Annotated in this window: 14 protein-coding genes; 9 read left to right on the top strand and 5 right to left on the bottom strand. The window is 58.1% G+C overall.

Annotated elements, in window-relative coordinates; all coding sequences use genetic code 11:
- Positions 1 to 3: 3 nt before the first annotated feature.
- Positions 4 to 996: a cytochrome P450 gene (locus ABIB60_RS12065; protein WP_354580162.1), complete on the top strand. Its 993-nt coding sequence runs from the start codon at positions 4 to 6 to the stop codon at positions 994 to 996.
- Positions 997 to 1,124: 128 nt separating this feature from the next.
- On the top strand, positions 1,125 to 1,685 hold the full coding sequence (locus ABIB60_RS12060; RefSeq protein WP_354580161.1) for a GNAT family N-acetyltransferase: 561 nt from the start codon (positions 1,125 to 1,127) through the stop codon (positions 1,683 to 1,685).
- A 168-nt stretch (positions 1,686 to 1,853) separates the two neighbouring features.
- Here ABIB60_RS12060 and ABIB60_RS12055 read toward each other — a convergent pair whose 3' ends face one another.
- Entirely contained in the window at positions 1,854 to 3,197 is a 1,344-nt protein-coding gene (locus tag ABIB60_RS12055) for a TlpA disulfide reductase family protein (RefSeq protein ID WP_354580160.1), read from the bottom strand.
- Positions 3,198 to 3,559: 362 nt separating this feature from the next.
- On the opposite strand from ABIB60_RS12055, the gene ABIB60_RS12050 reads away from it, so the two are divergent.
- The 5 genes from ABIB60_RS12050 (at position 3,560) to ABIB60_RS12030 (ending at position 11,356) form a co-directional block, all read left to right on the top strand.
- A complete protein-coding gene (locus ABIB60_RS12050; protein ID WP_354580159.1) occupies positions 3,560 to 5,854 on the top strand; it encodes an aconitate hydratase in 2,295 nt (764 codons plus the stop codon).
- A 300-nt stretch (positions 5,855 to 6,154) separates the two neighbouring features.
- Positions 6,155 to 7,324 carry a YncE family protein gene (locus ABIB60_RS12045; RefSeq protein WP_354580158.1) on the top strand — a complete coding sequence of 390 codons (1,170 nt, stop codon included), beginning with the start codon at positions 6,155 to 6,157 and terminating at the stop codon, positions 7,322 to 7,324.
- Positions 7,325 to 7,652: 328 nt separating this feature from the next.
- Positions 7,653 to 8,126 (top strand): hypothetical protein, encoded by a 474-nt coding sequence (locus tag ABIB60_RS12040; RefSeq protein WP_354580157.1) that lies wholly within the window; start codon positions 7,653 to 7,655, stop codon positions 8,124 to 8,126.
- A gap of 175 nt (positions 8,127 to 8,301) precedes the next feature.
- Positions 8,302 to 10,296 (top strand): TonB-dependent receptor, encoded by a 1,995-nt coding sequence (locus ABIB60_RS12035; RefSeq protein ID WP_354580156.1) that lies wholly within the window; start codon positions 8,302 to 8,304, stop codon positions 10,294 to 10,296.
- 67 nt (positions 10,297 to 10,363) lie between these two features.
- Positions 10,364 to 11,356, top strand: coding sequence for an AAA family ATPase (locus tag ABIB60_RS12030; RefSeq protein WP_354580154.1), 993 nt, complete (start codon positions 10,364 to 10,366; stop codon positions 11,354 to 11,356).
- Here the strand turns inward: ABIB60_RS12030 and ABIB60_RS12025 are convergent.
- On the bottom strand, positions 11,351 to 11,761 hold the full coding sequence (locus tag ABIB60_RS12025) for a hypothetical protein (protein WP_354580153.1): 411 nt from the start codon (positions 11,759 to 11,761) through the stop codon (positions 11,351 to 11,353). The genes ABIB60_RS12030 and ABIB60_RS12025 overlap by 6 nt on opposite strands.
- A 129-nt stretch (positions 11,762 to 11,890) precedes the next feature.
- Between ABIB60_RS12025 and ABIB60_RS12020 the strand changes: the two genes are divergently transcribed.
- A complete protein-coding gene (locus tag ABIB60_RS12020; RefSeq protein WP_354580152.1) occupies positions 11,891 to 12,583 on the top strand; it encodes a TIGR02117 family protein in 693 nt (230 codons plus the stop codon).
- Positions 12,584 to 12,647: 64 nt separating this feature from the next.
- Positions 12,648 to 13,352, top strand: coding sequence for a carbonic anhydrase (locus ABIB60_RS12015; protein WP_354580151.1), 705 nt, complete (start codon positions 12,648 to 12,650; stop codon positions 13,350 to 13,352).
- A gap of 99 nt (positions 13,353 to 13,451) precedes the next feature.
- Here the strand turns inward: ABIB60_RS12015 and ABIB60_RS12010 are convergent, their stop codons facing one another.
- From ABIB60_RS12010 to ABIB60_RS12000, 3 genes are all read right to left on the bottom strand, one after another.
- Positions 13,452 to 13,700, bottom strand: a complete 249-nt coding sequence (locus tag ABIB60_RS12010) for a hypothetical protein (protein WP_315998851.1) — start codon at positions 13,698 to 13,700, stop codon at positions 13,452 to 13,454.
- A gap of 234 nt (positions 13,701 to 13,934) precedes the next feature.
- Positions 13,935 to 16,739 carry a S8 family serine peptidase gene (locus tag ABIB60_RS12005; RefSeq protein ID WP_354580150.1) on the bottom strand — a complete coding sequence of 935 codons (2,805 nt, stop codon included), beginning with the start codon at positions 16,737 to 16,739 and terminating at the stop codon, positions 13,935 to 13,937.
- Between the two features lie 178 nt (positions 16,740 to 16,917).
- Positions 16,918 to 17,181, bottom strand: coding sequence for a hypothetical protein (locus ABIB60_RS12000; protein ID WP_354580149.1), 264 nt, complete (start codon positions 17,179 to 17,181; stop codon positions 16,918 to 16,920).
- Positions 17,182 to 17,257 lie beyond the last annotated feature (76 nt).

Genomic DNA, 17,257 nt, shown 5'->3' with positions numbered 1-17,257 from the left:
GAGTTGCTAAGCCGGGTACAGGCCGCACCTGGCCGCCGCCTGCGGGTAGATATCCACGAAGAAATGACCAAGGTGGCTTTCAATATCATTGCCCGGGCCACTTTCGGAACGAGTATGACCGAGCCGGAGCGCAACCGGCTGTCGGATATTCTGACGCGCATTCAGGCTTTTTACGTGCGTACGGTGCGGCAGCCGTACCTACGGCCCTGGTTTACGGCCACTGGTACCTTCGGCCGGCACGATGCCTTCAGCCGGGAGCTGCGGGAGCTGATTCGGGGCTATATCCGGCAGCGCCAAGCAGTTTCGCCCACTGCCGCCCCACCCGACGACCTGCTGCAAATGCTGCTGGATGCCCGTTACGAGGACAGTCAGGAGCCCATGAGTGAAAACCAGTTGCTCGATGAGGTAAATATTCTGCTGCTGGCGGGGCACGAAACCAGCGCTAACGCCCTGAGCTGGTTGTTCTACCTGCTGGCTGCTCATCCTGAAGTAGCCACCAAGGTGCGGCAGGAGCGGGCCACTGCCGGCCTGACCGGCCGGGCGCCAGAGTTCAGCGAGCTGCCGCAACTGCCCTACAGTCAGCAGGTAATTCAGGAAACCATGCGCCTGTATCCGCCTGCCTGGATTCTGGACCGCGTAGCGCTGGAAGACGACGAGTTTCAGGGCCTGCCCATTCCTAAAGGCACACTGTTCTCCATCTACCTGCATGGCCTGCACCGCCACCCGGGGCTGTGGCCGGAGCCGGATGCGTTTCGGCCCGAGCGGTTTGCGCCCGATGCTCAGCCACCCATTCCGGCCTATGCCTACCTGCCGTTTGGGGGCGGGCCTCGCCTCTGCGTAGGGAGTCACTTTGCCCTCACCGAAATTCAGCTGGTACTGCTGGAGGGTTTGCGCCGGTTCAATCTGGCGCCAGCATCTGCCGCCTTGCCGGGTACCGACCCGCTTATCACGCTGCGCCCCAAAGGCCCCCTGTGGCTGGATATAACCACGGCTTGATTGCGAATTGCCCACCCAGCTAGCCTTTTGAGCAGAGCGAGGGATTTGGCTTTATCTTCTGCAAGATTAACCCGGATTCCTCACTCGGCTTGGAAGGACACCTGTCGTATTTCGCTATACTTGCCCGCATGATGCCTCCCCTGACCCTACTGAACACCCCGGCCGTAACGGTGCCCGAACTGGAAACCCCCGATTTGCTACTGCGCGGCCCCCGCGTGTCCGATCTGCCGGAGTTTACGGCCCTGGCCAACGACCCGGCGTTCTACCGCTTTCTGGGCAACAAGCCCCAGAGCGAGGAGGACGTGTGGCGGCGGATGCTGGGCCAGCTGGGGCACTGGGCTTTGCTTGGCTACGGGGCCTGGGCCATTGAGGAAAAAGCCAGCGGCCGGTACTGTGGCTCCGTAGGTTTCTTCGACAACCAGCGCGACCTGACGCCCTCCCTCAAGGGCACGCTGGAAGCCGGCTGGACCATTGCCCCGCGTCTGCACGGCCGCGGTTACGCCAGCCAGGCCATCCAGGCGGCCTTGGCCTGGATAGAGCCCCGCTTCCCCCAGGCCCGCCTCACCTGCATCATCGACCCTGACAACGTGGCTTCCCTGAACGTAGCCCGCAAGTTCGGTTTCCACGAATTCGCCCGCACAACGTACCACAACGAGCCGATTGTACTGCTAGAGCGGACCACTGATTAGCACGGATTTCTCGCGGATTTCACGGATTTTGTGGACGATACTAAGTCGCCTCAATACGCCGAAAAACAGAAGAGACTTGCTGCCAAGCAAGTCTCTTCTGTTTATACAAACGGTAATCGTCCACAAAATCCGGGAAATCCGCGAGAAATCCGTGCTAATCAGTGGTCTTTATTCGGCCAGCAGCTGGTCGATGGTCTTGTTGAATTCGGCCACTTCCTGCTCGTAGTATTTGCCGGTACCGGGGCCGGAGTAGCCGGTGTGAATCTTGCGCACCTCGCCTTTCTTGTCCAGGAATATGGTAGTAGGGAAGGCCAGCACTTTCTGCACCTGCGGCAACGACTTGCTGGCAGCCTCCGACGAAGCCTCGCCGGCAATGGCAATATCGTAGCCCACGTTCATACGCTGCTTCATCTTCAGCAGCTTCTGCGCGGCTACCTTCTGGTCGGTGGTGCGCTCATAGCCCAGCCCGATGATTTCTACCCCGCGCTGCTTGTTCTTCTCGTACCAGGGGGCCAGGAAATTGGTTTCGTCCATGCAGTTGGGGCACCAGGAGCCCAGAATCTGCACCACTACCACTTTGCCCTTGTATTTGGGGTCGGAAGGGGAAATGCTGCCACCTTCGTAGATGCTCGGGAACTTGAAATCCAGCTTTTTCTGGCCGGGTTTCATGCCGGTGAGGGCGTTGGCGTCGGGCAGTTTGGCGTTGGGGTCGAGCACAGCGGTCCAAGTTTCGTGGCCTTTTTTGCCGCTGTAGAAGTGGCCGCTGATGTTGTTGATGTTTTCGGGCTTATCCAGCTTGCCATCAAATAAGAAGCCGTGGCTGCCATCGAAGGTCGAAAGCATGATGTGTTGTCCATCGGCCTTGGTTACTAGGTTACCAGCTAGGTACCGGTAGTCGCCGGTGGTGGTCAGAAAGGTACCCGTAAGGCGAGAAGGATTCACGGAATCCTGGGTGATGATGCCCACTGCAGGGGTAGTATCACCCTCTGCGCCCTTGAATACTGTCCGAAACGTAGCGCCCTTTTTCAGGTCGCCGAAAACGGGTGCTTTCTGGCTGGTACCCGTAAACAAAACAGTTTCAGAAGTGGCTTTCGTAGCCGCAAACGGTACGCGGTAGGGCTCCTTGCCGTCGTATTTCACCCAGGTGCCTTTCAGTTTATCGGTGCCGTCGGGGCGCACTACCAAGGCGGCATCGAATACACCCAGGCGGATGGTGGTGGAGTCGCCGGCGGTGCTGATTTCGTCGAGCTTCAGGCGCTCCTCGCCGTTGCGCAGCGTTACGGTGGGCTTGCCGCCGTCCTGGGCTACGTCAAACAGAAACGGAATTTCCTGACCCTGAGCCGAGAGGACGCCCCGCCAGGTGCCGGCTGAGAGGGCCGGGGCCGCGTTGGTACCGGCTGCCTCAGTGGCCGCCGAGTTTTCGGAAGTGGTGGAATTGGACTGACAGGCCACCGCGGCCAGCGCGAGTCCGGCCCCGGTTACGGCCTTGCGAAATGCAATGGCTACGGGCATGATGAAAAAGTTAAGTGAGTTCGGGGCTAAACTACGACCGGCCTCCGGTTGTTTACAACTCAGGGCCGTTGCGGCCGGCAGTATAGCACATGGAACGTCATTCCGAGCACAGCGAGAGATTTCGCGTGCTGACAGTGTAACAGTAATCTGATTGCCCTCTGGCGAGATTCCTCGCTGTGCTCGGAATGACGTTCTGCTTGCCCAAGCTGCAACAATTCCGCCATTATCTATTAGAATCATTCTAAATGAGGTGGTAAGGGCAGGGCAAAGGGCCTAAATGTTGGGTCGCGCAACGGCCGGTACCTATATTTGCGTACCTGTGTTATGCAGGTTCGTTCTCTCCACTTTTTCCATTTCGCATTATGGCGTTTGACTTAGAAATGATCAAGGCCGTGTACGATGGCATGGGCTCCCGCATTGAAGCCGCCCGTACCGCCGTTGGCCGCCCGCTTACCCTGACTGAAAAAATCCTGTACGCTCACCTGTACGGCGGCTCTGTTTCGCAGGCGTATGAGCGGGGCGTTTCCTACGTCGATTTCGCTCCGGACCGCGTAGCCATGCAGGATGCCACGGCCCAGATGGCGCTGTTGCAGTTCATGCAGGCCGGCAAAGCCAAAGTTGCCGTTCCCAGCACCGTACACTGCGACCACCTGATTCAGGCTGAGCGGGGTGCCGACCAGGATTTGGCCGTAGCTAACTCCGAGAACAAAGAGGTGTATGACTTCCTGGCCTCGGTTTCCAATAAATATGGCATCGGCTTCTGGAAGCCCGGTGCTGGTATCATTCACCAGGTGGTACTCGAGAACTACGCCTTCCCCGGCGGTATGATGATCGGTACCGACTCGCACACGCCCAACGCCGGCGGCCTCGGCATGATTGCCATTGGTGTAGGCGGGGCCGATGCCGTGGACGTAATGTCGGGCATGGCCTGGGAGTTGAAATTCCCGAAAGTAATTGGCGTGAAACTGACCGGCAAGCTGTCGGGCTGGGCTTCAGCTAAAGACGTTATCCTGAAGGTAGCGGGCATTCTGACCGTGAAAGGCGGTACCGGTGCTATTGTGGAATACTTCGGTGAAGGCGCTGAAAACCTGTCGGCTACCGGCAAAGGCACCATCTGCAACATGGGTGCTGAAATTGGAGCTACCACGTCGGTGTTCAGCTACGATGAGAAAATGGGCGACTATCTGCGTGGCACCGGCCGCGCCGAAATTGCCGATGCCGCCGCTGCCGTAGCCCAAAACCTGCGCGCCGACGACGAAGTGTACGCCAACCCGGCCAACTTCTACGACCAGCTCATCGAAATCAACGTGTCCGAGCTGGAGCCTTACGTGAACGGCCCGTTCACGCCGGATGCTGCCTGGCCGATTTCGGAGTTTGCCGCTGCCGTGAAAGAGCACAACTGGCCTGCTAAGCTGGAAGTTGGCCTGATCGGCTCCTGCACCAACTCTTCCTACGAAGACATCACCCGCGCCGCCAGCATTGCCAAGCAAGCTGCCGACAAGGGCCTGACCGTGCAGGCGGAGTACACTGTAACGCCCGGCTCGGAGCTGGTGCGCTACACCGTGGAGCGCGACGGTTTGCTGGACACCTTCGCTCAGATGGGCGGTGTAGTGCTGGCCAACGCCTGCGGTCCGTGCATCGGGCAGTGGGCCCGCCACATGGACGACATGAAGCGGCCCAACTCCATCATCACCTCGTTCAACCGCAACTTTGCCAAGCGCAACGACGGCAACCCGAATACCCACGCTTTCGTGGCCTCGCCCGAAATCGTGACGGCCTTCGCCATTGCCGGCGACCTGACCTTCAACCCCCTCACCGACACGCTGACCACCAAAAACGGCGAGCAGGTGAAATTTGACGAGCCCCAGGGTATCGAGCTTCCCCCGCGCGGCTTCGCTGTGGAAGATGCCGGTTTCCAGGCTCCTGCCGAAGATGGCTCGGGCGTACAGGTACTCGTAGATCAGGCTTCGGACCGTCTGCAGCTGCTAGAGCCCTTCAAGGCGTGGGAAGGCACCGACCTGAAAGGTCTGCGCCTGCTCATCAAAGCCCAGGGCAAGTGCACCACCGACCATATTTCCATGGCCGGCCCCTGGTTGAAATACCGCGGCCACCTGGACAACATCAGCAACAACATGCTCATCGGGGCTACCAACGCCTTTAATGGCGAGGCTAACTCGGTGAAGGATGAGCTGACCTCAGGCACTCCCTACGGCCCCGTGCCGCAGGTTGCCCGTAACTACAAAGCCCAGGGCATTGGCTCGGTGGTAGTAGGTGACGAAAACTATGGTGAAGGTTCCTCGCGGGAGCACGCCGCCATGGAGCCCCGCCACTTGGGCGTGCGCGCCGTGCTGGTGAAATCCTTCGCCCGTATCCACGAAACCAACCTGAAGAAGCAGGGTATGCTGGCCCTGACTTTCGCCAACAAGGCCGACTACGACCTGATTGAGGAGGACGACACCATCGACATCCTCGGCCTGACCACGTTTGCCCCCGGCCAGCCCCTGCAGGTGCGCCTGCACCACGCCGACGGCGACACGGACCTCATTACGGTAAACCACACCTACAATGAGGGTCAGATTGAGTGGTTCAAAGCCGGCTCGGCCCTGAACCTGATTCGCCTGAAAGAGTCGGGTGAAGCCCAACTGTCGCAGAAGTAATTCTGAGTAGTTGAAATGCAACGGCCGCTTTCCCGGATAGGGGAGGCGGCCGTTTTGCATTTTATGATGTTTATCGAGCTGTGAAATACTTACGTATTCAGAATAAAGAAAGGGAACAAAGCGCGAACAGCGGCTATATTTGTAAATATATCAGGACTAATAAAGGCTGTAAAAATTTGTAGTATGCAATTGAGAATTACAAAATTGGTTGTATTGTTCCTGCTGGGACTGTTGACTCTTTTTGCCTGTAAGAAGGATGGGGGACAACCTGCTAGCCCTACCAGTTACCCTGATAAAATAGTGTTAAGCGAAGTGAAGGCCGCCGGTGACTCCGTGAAATTACAGTGGACGCGGCTGGACAACAGCAATTTCGTGAACTACAGCGTAACGCGCAGAACCCTGGACGACACTTACGCAACAAGTATTCATCGGCAGTTTAATAACAGTGCTGTTGCATTCGTAGATAATACGGTACCCTACACGGCTACCGTTGACTATCAGGTGGTGGCACAACTTACAAATGGACAAACTGTCTATAGCAACATCGTCAGCTACCAGCGACCCAACATCAGGACGGTGGCCGTTGCGCCGTTTGATGTGCAGTTTCAGCCAACCGGGCGGCTACTGTATTTTTTTGAGCAAAGCGGCAAAATCCTGAAATACGATTTGGCCTCTGAACGGGTGCTAACCTCCCTAGCTACCGGAGCCACTATTGGCTACAGTGACTTTGCTACCTATGGCGGGCACGAAGAGTTGTACGTGCCGCGCAACGATGGTTGGGTGTTTATTTATGATGCAGCGACCCTCACCAAAATCGACCAGTTAAGCGTGGGCTCGGCCGCTTCCTGCGTGGTGGCCAACAATGGGCTGCTTTTCGTTTCCAACTCGGCTTGGACCAACCGGCCCCTGAAGGTATATAACCGCGCAACTAAGCAGCTAGTGGCTGAAACCGGGGATTTTGACCGCACCCGATTCAAGAGGATTCCAAACACCAACACGGAACTGCTGGAAATTACGCTGAACATAGGGCCTACCGACCAGAACTACTATAGCTTCGGGCCTACCGGTACATTTCAGGGATTTAGCAACGATACGTACCACGGAGACCATCCGTTGGATGCCACCATCTTCGAGTTCTTCCCTGGTGCTGACCGGTACATTACTTCAACGTACGGGGCCATTTACCGCCGCAATATGATCTACGAAACCACGTTGCCCCGCGGGAATAAAGAATTTACCACGTTCGGATTTGATGCAGGTGCTCAGCTGATTTATGCGGGTACCCGCACCCGCAGCGTGGAGGTGTACACTATGAATGGCTATAGTCACAGTCGCACCATTCCGACCAAGGCCTACCCGTACCGTCTTTTCAAAGACCCAAATGGCGGCTTCATCTGCGTCAGTTCGGTGGGCGCTCTGGGACCGTACGCGCCTGCCGCGGCCGGAATTACTATTGAGTACATTAAATAGGGTATTGTAGCTACTAAAAGAAACTAAGCCTCCTGAATGAAGCCCGGTTTACTTTGTAGCCATCAGCCGAATTACCGTCACCGAGTGGACACCGGCATCGGTCGGTGCTTCCGGGGCTCCTGCACCGGAAGTAGTATAAGCTGGCAAGGCCGGGAAGAAAAGGATGAGGGCAGATTGAGTGGTTTAGCGCCGGCTCAACTCTAAATCAGCTCAGCTTGCGCGGAGTTGGTCAGATGATTTATCGGCTGTTACATTTTGTTGTTCCTGCAACCAATTCAGTCGTCGGGGGCTTCAGCCAGTATACCATACACCAAGCTCATTACCGGCTATGAAATTGACCTTTACCCTCAGTGCCAGTTTGCTGCTGGCTGCATTACTACCCAGCTGTGCCACTCTTGAGTGCGACATGGAGCCATGCGTGGATACTACGCTACCTACAACCAGCCTAGAAAAAGAGTATGGTTGCGGCGATACGCGCCGGCAACTCAGCATCAGCTTAAACCAGACTTATACCATTATTCGTACTCAGGCCGATTTTGACCGGCTGGTAACCGGTAGCTGCCATCCTCAAATTGATTTTACCAAATATGATCTGGTAATTGGCAATAAGGGTTCAACCAGCGGCAGCTCCTCCATTGCCTACGCCTACCATCGGGAGTGTGAAACCGGCAAGTTGCACCTGCAGGTAACTTTTACAGCGGGCATGACCAATGATGCGCCTATTTTAACCTATCATGTATTGGTGCCGAAGCTAGCTGCCCAGGAAACCGTGCATGTGGACGTGGATATGAAAACGAAATAAGAACTCAGCGCTTTCAAGTATGCAACAGCCGCCTTCCAACTACGGGAGAGGCGGCAGTTTGGCGTAATAGACGACAAGTGAAACCGACTAGAGATTAGCTAAAAGAGTGTTTGCTGTTTTCCGCTAAGCCAGGAAATGTACCTTTGGCCTCCTTTTCAGCTTGGAGCTCTAGTACATGAAGCACCCTGTACTCCCCGTTCTAGTTCTGGCATCTGCCCTTCCGGCCGCAGCGCAAACTGCTCCGGCTGCCGCTGATACAGCCCGGGCCCTACCCGAAGTAACGGTAACCTACCGCGCCGGCAGCCGCACCCCGGTTACCTTTCTGAACCTGAGCGGGCGGGAGCTGAAAGCCCGCAGCGTGGGCCAGGAACCCTCGTTCCTGCTGACGCAAACGCCCGCCGTAACGGCCTACTCCGATGCCGGCAGCACCCAGGGCTACGCCTACTTCCGGCTGCGCGGCATCGACCAGACCCGCATCAACAGCACCCTAGACGGCGTGCCGCTGAATGAGCCCGAGGACCAGGGGGCGTACTTTTCCAATTACCCCGATTTGTTTAACTCCCTGAGCAGCGTGCAGCTGCAGCGGGGCGTGGGCACCAGCCAGAACGGCGTAGCTAGCTTCGGGGGGAGTTTGCAGCTGACTTCGGTGAACTTGCTGGATTCGGCCCGCACGACGCTGGGCGGCGGCTACGGCTCCTACAACAGCTACCGGCTGTACGGGGAGCACGCCAGCGGGCGGCGCGGGCACGGCGCTTTTTACGCCCGGGTTTCGCACCTGCATTCCGATGGGTACAAGATTCGCTCGGCCAACACGTCCAGCTCAGTATACCTGAGCGGAGGGTTGTTCTATGACAAAACTATCTGGAAGCTGAGCGTACTGGCTGGGCAGCAGCGCAACCAGCTGGCCTGGCTGGGCGTGCCCGATTCGGTGATTCAAGTGAACCGCCGGGCCAATGCCAACGGCCCCGAAAACGACCAGTTCCGGCAGGCTATGGTGCAGCTACAGAATCAGTGGCGGCTGTCGGGGCGCTCCGAAATCAGCACAAGCATCTACGGCTCGGGTTTGCAGGGGGGCTACGACTTCGACCTGAACGCGTTTCTGGGGCTGCCCTCCACTGCGGAGCTGTACCGCTATGATTTTCGCTCGGGCTGGCTGGGGGCGTTTAGTGCCTACACCCTACGGGGGCAGCGCCTCACCTGGACCAGCGGCCTGCACCTGAGTACCTACCAGCGGCGGCACCTGGGCAGTGAGCAGCAGGCCGGGGAACTGTACCGCAACACCGGTTACAAGCGGGAAGGCAGCGCGTTCAGCAAGTTGGAATACCGGCTGGGCCCACTCACACTGTTTGCCGATGTGCAGGGCCGGGTCGCCACGTTCCGCTACCGGGGCAGCGTCCCGCTGGAGCCCCAGCGTTGGCAGTTTCTCAACCCCAAAGCCGGCCTGAGCTACCAGCTCACCGAGCACTCCACGCTCTACTACAGCGTGGGCAGCACCGGCCGCGAGCCAACCCGCAACGACCTATTCGGGGGCAACGACGACCTGGCCGCCGATAGTACCGGCCAGGCCGTGCTCTTCAACTCCCGCCCCGAGTACGTAACCGACCACGAGGCCGGGGTGCGCTACGTGGCCCCGCGCCTGGAGCTAAGCCTGAACGCCTACTACTTAGACTTCCGGGACGAAATTGTGCTGAACGGCAAGCTGGGACCCAATGGGCTGGCCCTCACCAGCAACGTGGAGCAGAGCTACCGCACCGGGCTGGAAGGCACCGCGCACTGGCAGGCCACCCCGCAACTGCAGCTGGTGCACAATGCCGCCTTCAACTACAGCCGGATTCAGGAGCAAACCCAGGATTTTCGCCCTATCCTGACGCCCGCCGTACTGCTCAACCAGGAAGCAAACTACTCAGCCGGGCCCTGGCTGCTGGGCGTATCGGCGCGCTACCAAAGCCGCTCTTACCTGGATTTTGCCAATTCGGCCACCATTGCCGGTTACGGGCTTTTGAATGCGCGAGTGCGCTATGCCCGGCCGCGCTGGGAAGCCACGCTGTTCGGCAATAACCTTACCAACAGCCGCTACTTCAACAATGGTTACGTGGAGCCCGATGGGACCCGCAAGTACTTCGTGCAGGCTCCCACCAATGTGTATCTGGATGTGCGCCTGCATTTCTAACCCCGAGGAGCGGTGCAATCGGCTGGAAGTAGGGGGGAAGGCATAAGTGTGTTTACGTTATAGCTGTATGAGTCACGCGCTGGTTTTTGGGAAGTTTCTACCGTTTCATGCGGGGCACGCGGCCCTCATCGATTTTGCCCGCCGCCATAGTGCCCACCTCACTGTACTCGTATGCGCCAGCGACCAGGAAACTGTGCCGGGCAACGTGCGGGCCGGCTGGTTGCACGAAACGTATGCCGGCTACCCCGAAGTGGCAGTGCAAGTGCTGGAATACCGGGAGCAAGACCTGGCTAATACCTCTGAAACCTCCCTGCCCGTAGCTCACGCCTGGGCCGACCGGTTCCGGGACTTGCTGCCGACGGTAACACTGGTGGTTACCTCCGAGCCTTACGGGGCCTTGGTAGCAGCGCGTATGGGCATTGAGTACCTGGATTTTGACGTATTTCGGGCGCAGGTGCCAGTATCGGGCACCACTATCCGCAACGACGTGCGAGCGGGCTGGGCCCGGTTGCCGGCCGGTGTGCAGCGCTACTATCAGCGCACGGTAGCCATACTGGGAACCGAGTCAACCGGCAAAACCACCCTGGCTGAGCAACTGGCTAAACACTTTGGGGCCATGTGGGTGCCGGAAGCGGGCCGCGACTTAATTCCGGATTCTACTGCTTTCAAGCACGAGGAGTTGCGGGCGGTTGCCGTGGAGCATGGTCGGCGGATTGCCGAGGCCCGCGCTACCGCCGGCCCCCTGCTGCTGCTCGATACCGATGTGCACATCACGCAGTCGTACGCGCGGCTGCTGGGGCAGCAGTACCTGGAGCTGCCGCCTGAGATATACCAGCAGAACCGCGCCGACCTGTACCTCTATCTTGCGCCCGATGTGCCCTTGGTGCAGGATGGAACCCGCCTGCCCGAGCCGGAGCGCGCCCGCCTGGACAAGCTGCACCGCCAAACCCTGACCGACTTTGCCGTTGAGTACCACGAAATCAGCGGAAGTTGGGCGGAGCGTTGGGACCAGGCTGTTGCCCTGGTGCAGCAGCAGTTCCGGCTGCAGGTGCGGCTATAGCGTGGCCACTTGCTCCGGCTGGTTTTCCTGCGGCTTCTGTACCACATAGTAATACAGCAGAATGACCAGGCCGGTCAAGAACGGTACTAAGGCCAGGTGTTTGCCCGTGATATGGCCCCAAATCACCACCGTGTCAAACCCCGCAAACTCACTGAGCATCCAGTAGGAGTTGGCTGAAATCCAGAACACAATAGCCAGGTTGTGCGCTAGTTCGGCGGGCATGCGGCGGGTGCGCCAGGTGATGAGCAGGGCAATGGTCAGCGTCGGAAAAATCATGCAGATGCCCAGCGGCTTCCAGATCATGCACCAGCCAATATCCTTGAGTAGCCAGAACAGAATATGCAGGTTTTCCAGGCGCCGGTACGGGGCCGGAATGGTGTAGAGCTGGTCGTCGGGCTGGGGCATACGGGCAAGTGAAAAGCCAAAGATATAGGCTCAGGAAGGCGCTGCAACAACCGGAAGCGGCCGCTTATTCCAGCTTTTTCAGGAGGCTTGCGTATGAGGTCCCATCCGCTCCTTCGTAGGTTGACCCGCATGAAAATCCCGATTAAACAAGTTGTTAAAGGAGTAGCCTGGACCGGTGCCGTACTGGTAGGTGCAGTGGTGGTGTATTTAGCTGCTTCCGCTGCCCTTTCGGCCGTGCCAGTAGCCGCCACGAGCAAGGCGCCTGCCTCCGAGCAACCAGTTGAAGCCTACATCCTGTCCAATGGGGTGCACACTGATTTAGTGGTGCCAGTCCGCTCTGCCTACGCCGACTGGACGCAGCTGGTGCCTTATGCCGATACGCCCGCCGCCGATAGTACCATGCAGTTTGTGGGGTTTGGCTGGGGCGACAAAGGCTTCTACCTCGATACCCCTACCTGGGCCGAGCTCAAACCCAGTACTGCCGTGAAAGCCATGTTTTGGCTGGGTACCACGGCTATGCATACCACCTTTCATCACCGGCCGGTTGAGGGGCCCGACTGCGTGCGGCTGCAATTAAGTCCGGTGGAATATGCCCGGCTGGTCGCCTTCATTAAAGGCAGCTTCGACTTTGACGCCCAGGGCCGGCCCCAACATATCAAGGGGCACAGCTACGGTCAGCACGATGCCTTTTACGAGGCTAAACGCACCTACAACCTGTTTTATACCTGCAACACCTGGGCTAACAACGGTTTGAAGGCTGCCGGCCAGAAAGCAGCCCTGTGGACTCCCTTCGATTTTGGCATCTTTTGGCAATACCGCTAGCCCCACGCCATTTTTAAGCTGGTTTTAACACCGAAAAAAACAGTTCAACCGTACATTCGACACTATGACGACTTACGACGAAATCTTCGAGAACAACCGCCAGTGGGTGGAAGCCAAAACCGGTTCCAACGCTGATTTTCTGCGGCAACTGGCCTCCGACCAAAAGCCCGATTACCTCTACATCGGCTGCAGCGACTCCCGGGTAACTGCCGAAGACCTGATGGGCGTGGCCCCGGGAGAGGTATTCGTGCACCGCAACGTGGCCAACTTAGTTATCAGCATCGACCTCAATGCCTCCTCAGTAATTGAGTACGCCGTAGCGCACCTAGGCGTAAAGCACATTGTAGTCTGCGGGCACTATGGCTGCGGGGGCGTGAAAGCCGCCATGCAATCCAAGGATCTGGGGGTTATGAACCCGTGGCTACGCAACATTCGGGACGTATACCGCACGCACCAAGCCGAATTGGATGCCATTGAGGATGCAGATCTGCGCTACGACCGGCTGGTGGAGCTGAACGTGCAGGAGCAGTGCATAAATGTGATTAAGATGGCCGTAGTGCAGCAGAAGTATCTGCAGGGTGGCTTCCCAACGGTGCACGGCTGGGTGTTCGATCTGAAGACCGGCTTGCTCAAAGATCTGAAGCTGGATTTCGTGGAAATTCTGCACAACATCCAGGAAATTTATAACCTCGGCGACGAGCCAATCTTCAAGGCAAAAAACAGTCCGGCTGAGGAAATCAGTGATGCCAAAACGGAAGTGCAGCGCTAGAACCGCTGGCGTATTCCCCTTACAACAAAAGAAAACCGCCTGCTTTCGGGTAGCGAACCGAAGGCAGGCGGAGAAGGGACGAGAAGGATGGGGCGGGCTCTAATTGAGCCACACCTGAGCTACGGGCTCAAAGCGGGTTTTGGCAAACGCGCCGTACGGCTGCTCAGCGTAAAAACCCAACACATGTACCTGTAACTCGCCGGTGCGCGCATGCCGCCGCATCTGAATAGGGTACACCTGGCCGCTGGTAGGCCAATCACCAATGTGGTCAATAGGGCGTCGGGTGGCATCTATGCACCGGGCAAACTGCTGGAGCGGAAGAGGAACGGGAAGCTTCGTTTTTGACATATCCAAAGATACGCATATTGCTGCATATATACTAAAAAAATTAGTGTAAAATATAGTAAATTTAGAATGCTATAAATCTTGTTTTAGGGCGTTCTAAAAGAGTTTGATTTTACCTATAGGTAGTTCTGTGCCTGCTGCGTTTCTAGTGAATGCAGCTAATTTTGATTGAGCCGTCTGCCAATATTCTTGGACGAAAAATGCCTGGGCCTGCGTGCTGAATATATTCTTAGCTGATTATTGCTTTTCAACCCGGGCGCTATAGTGCTGGTTCTGGGTTTGCACCCGCACGATATACAGGCCCGCTGGGTGAGCCCGCAAATCAAGTTGGGCTTGTGGGGCTGTTACCAATCGGGAGCTTAGTAGCTGACCCACAACTGAAAATACTTCTACAGTAGCTGGCACCTGAGGCAAAATCAGCTGAGCGAAGCGGTTTGTCGGGTTTGGGTATACCGTCAGGCCTGCCGAACGAGCCGGCCGTACGGGTAGCACTTGTTGGTAACGGGTAGCAGCGGCGGCAGCGGTAGTTTCCAGCTGCGGAAGCGTGGGCGCTGCCAGCACCGCAAAAGCTACTATTGCCGAGTCGGTGGGGGCCAGGGGGGGCAAAACGGCCCCGGTTACCTGCGAGGCATCCGTTTCGGTGGTAAGTTGGGCTTGTTGGGTGCCGCTGCTCAGGGTCAGGAATTTCTCGGCGGAGCTAAAGCCATTGGCCAGGTACACGGGGCTACTTGCCGGTGCCTGATTATTGATGGCGTACGCGCTGGGCTGGCCACCGGCCAAATGTTGCACTCCGGTATACAGGCGCGTGGCCGCCGGATCGAAGAGGTACTGCAGCCGACGAGCGGCATCCCAGGCCACTACGTTGCGGCTGGCTTCGCCGGGTAAGTCCCAGTCCATGAACAAGCCCACGTGGAGTGGCTTGAGTGTATCGGTTGTGAGGTTGGTGAGCCGGTATTCCAGAATTACGTAGTTGTGATGCGGCGCGGCGGCCCAGGCGTAGGCGTGCTGCCGCACCCGCACGCCCACCGTACGGCCACGAGTAAGGCTGGGCAGCGAATCTTGGAACAGGCTGCTAGCTTCCTGATCGGCCCGTAACGGTTGGGCGTGAAGCTGGGCGCGGGTCAGCGTCCAGAAATCGGTATCGGCGCCGCGCCGCTCATTGCGCACATTATCGGACACGCGGGTAGCGGATGTGGCAATCAGCAAGCCGCCCTCAGCCAGCAGCGGCGGCCCCTGCCGGTAGCTGACGCCCTCCCCGGCATCAGAACCCAATCCATCGTAGCCGATATTGCCCCGGCTGGTAAGGGTAAGGGCTAGGTTGCCGGCATTCAGAACCACATAATCGGGGTTCAGCAGCACGGTTTCGTATTGGTCTTCCTGGTAGCCAGTGGCCGCATCCTGCAGGCGGTAGCGCAGCACTGCTTTTGTGTTGAGGGGTGTGCCAGCGGCTACGGCCAGGCGAAAAGGAGCAGTGGAGTTGGCGCGCTGCTCCAGGGTAACCAGGGCCCCTACGGCAAAGCTGCCCTGCCGTACCAGCACGTAAGGCGACAAGGAAGTGACTGTGACCGTGAGGTTGCTCAGGGGCTGTAACAGGTTTTGCACCTGCACCGTGAGGCGGAGCGTGTCGCCGGGGGCATAACTGCGGCGAGCGGGGCTGTAGGTGCGGCCTACAATGCGGGCGGAATGCTGATTGGCTTCCGTGACGGCGCGCAAGGCATTGAGGCGGCCTGAGCCAATGCGGCCAGCATACGCGGCGTTGCCCGGTAGCGCATCTATATTATCGGTGGTACGGCGCAGTTGGGCCGCTACCTGGGCCGCGTTGTAGCGGGGAAACCGGGTACGCACCAGCCCCGCTGCTCCCGCTACCAGTGGGGCTGCAAACGAGGAACCGCCCACGGCTATGTAGTCGGCGTCTGTGTTCCCGAAGGTGGTCAGAATTTGAGTGCCGGGAGCCGATAAATCAACGCGGCGGCTGAAGGTGGCATTAGTACTTCGCTCATCCGAGGGGGTAAGGGTAGCCACGGATACCACATGCTCGTAACTGGCCGGGTAAAAATCCAGGTCGGCGCCGGTGTTGCCGGCGGCGGCTATAATCACCGCGTCGTGGTTGATGGCCGCGTACTTGATAACATCCTGCTCGAAGCGGGAAAATCCCCCGGCAGCTCCCCAGGAGAGGTTGATAACTTGGCAGCCGTGGTCGGCGGCATACACAATGGCCTCGTAGCCGCCAAAGGAGCCGGTACGGGTGCTGGAATAGATTTTCAGGGGCAGAAACCGGCAGCGGTAGCCCACACCCGCAATACCCTTGGCATTGTTGGTGGCGGCCGCTGCGCAGCCCGCTACCAGTATGCCGTGCACGCTATTCGCTTCCCGTACGGGGTTGTTGTCGTTATCGGCAAAATCCCAGCCAGTGTAGTTGTCCACGTAGCCGTCCTGGTCGTTGTCGAGGCCATCGGGCAGGTCGCGGCGGTTGCGCTGTACCTGGGAGGCCAGGTCTTCGTGGGTGAGGCGGGTGCCACCGTCCACAATGGCAATGGTAATGGCCGTATCGCCCTGGGTAACGTCCCAGGCCCGGTAGGCTCGGATATTTTTGAGGTGATACTGGCCCCCGGCGCGGGTGGAGTCGGCTAAGGGGTCAGAGGTTTGAAGCAGTGGGGGATAGTAGTAGAGGGGCTCAGCGTATTCTACTACCCCGGTTTTCTGCAACTGGCGGCAAGCTTCCTCTACCGGGATATTCACTGGAATTTTGACCTCGTACACCAACGCTAGGTCAACGGCTCCGGGTAAATCGGTGGGAGGCGGGGTACTGTGCGGAAACTTGCGCTGCAGCGGCTCCGCCGCGAGGTGGCGTAAAGTGGCCTGCAATACGGGCAAGGCATTGGGTACAGTGGCCGCGTACGCAGGCGCGAGCTTGAACACCACCCGGCCGGCTTGCACCGTTTTCTGCGGAGCCTGCCCCCAACTGGCAAGCGGAATGCCCAAGACCAGCAAACACAGCGCAAAACCAGCTTGCCGCCAAAACAGAGTACCAGATAGACGCATACAATCGGGCTAAACCAAGTCAGGAATCCACGGAAAGCAACTGAGAATATTCGGCAGCTTCCTCCGGTAAAGATACTCAGCAGACCAGCACCTTAGGGGCGTTTTCTACCAAAAAGCCACCGGCCTATCCGGACAATCCGAATGAGCCGGTGGCTGCTGATAAGGAAGCCAAAATCACCTAGCGCGGCTTGGCGTATTTGTACTTTTTTGGAGCGTTTACAGTGCGGTATTTGTAGGGGTTCTTCGCGTTGGGGTCGATGTTCAGGCCCAGGCCAACGGTGTTGCGCTGCTTCTTGAAACGTGCTTTGTTGTTGTCGCGCTTGGTGCGGTCCATAGAAACGGAGCCGTAGCGGCTGGGGCGCTCCAGCATTTTATCTTCGCTGGAGCAGGAAGTGCCCGCCAGCAGCAGAACGCAGGCGGAGCAGAGTAGGAGAATTTTCATACCAGAGACGGTGGCGAGTGGAGGAAGGAGCTGCCAGGACAAGCGGCGGCTACACAAAGCTTTGTACTCCAATGAA

This window comes from Hymenobacter sp. UYP22 (assembly GCF_040547285.1).
Classification (GTDB): domain Bacteria; phylum Bacteroidota; class Bacteroidia; order Cytophagales; family Hymenobacteraceae; genus Hymenobacter.
Note: the sequence above shows the minus strand (reverse complement) of the source record. Positions and strands in the feature narration are given on the sequence as shown.